Genomic DNA, 759 nt, shown 5'->3' with positions numbered 1-759 from the left:
GCCGCGCGCGGTCACGCCCGGGGCGGGCGGTCCGCCGGCGGCGCAGGCGTCCACGAGCCCGGCCACGATCATGCCGGGCCAGCGCCGCTCCTCGGTGACGGGGAAGTACGCCAGCAGGTCCTCCCGCGACCCCACCTGGAGCACCCGTTCGCCTCGTACGACGACCGCACCGTCACGGATGGGCTCCGTGGCGACGGGGAGGACCAGAGGGGCGGAATGGACGACGATCGGCGCGGGCGCGCGCCTGCCGAAGACCGGCCTGGCGCGCTTTTTAGGCATTCGAGCTCCCGTCGAATTTTCCTTTTCGGTATTAAACGTGACGCTGGCGGGGCGCGCAATCAGCCGTCCGGGCGAGCGTCGCGGGGGCGGTAGCGGCCCGAGAGCCGGGCCAGTTTGAGGCTGAGATGCAGGGCGAGCCGCTCGCCGCCGTCCTTCAGGTCCGTACACGCCAGCTCCTCCACGCGCTGCAGCCGGTAGTAGAGCGACGTGCGGTGCAGTCGCAGCGCCCGCGACGCTGCCACGACGCTGCCCGCGAGGTCCAGGTACGTCTCCAGAGTCTCCAGAAGGGGCAGGTGCTGCCGGTCGGCGAGCAGCGGTTCGAGACCCGGATGCAGCTCGTGGTGCGGCAGGTGGGTGAGCATCCGGTAGACGCCGAGCCGTGCCCACTCCACCGAACGCCCGAGGCCGGGCACGCGGGCGGCGACCTCGGCGGCGTGCCGGGCCTCCGCGTACGACTCGGCCGCGGCGGCCAGCGCGGGC

The 759-nt window shown here is 73.3% G+C and carries 2 protein-coding genes; both read right to left on the bottom strand.

Annotated elements, in window-relative coordinates:
* Positions 1-279: imidazolonepropionase-like domain-containing protein (locus DQW85_RS21955; protein ID WP_205315303.1), on the bottom strand; the 279-nt coding region annotated here is incomplete at its 3' end.
* Positions 280-338: 59 nt separating this feature from the next.
* Positions 339-759 (bottom strand): PucR family transcriptional regulator (locus DQW85_RS21950; protein WP_162795209.1); only part of this gene is annotated, 421 nt, incomplete at its 5' end.

Source organism: Nonomuraea lactucae (assembly GCF_003313395.1).
GTDB lineage: Bacteria > Actinomycetota > Actinomycetes > Streptosporangiales > Streptosporangiaceae > Nonomuraea > Nonomuraea lactucae.
This window is presented reverse-complemented; position numbering and strand designations above follow the sequence as displayed.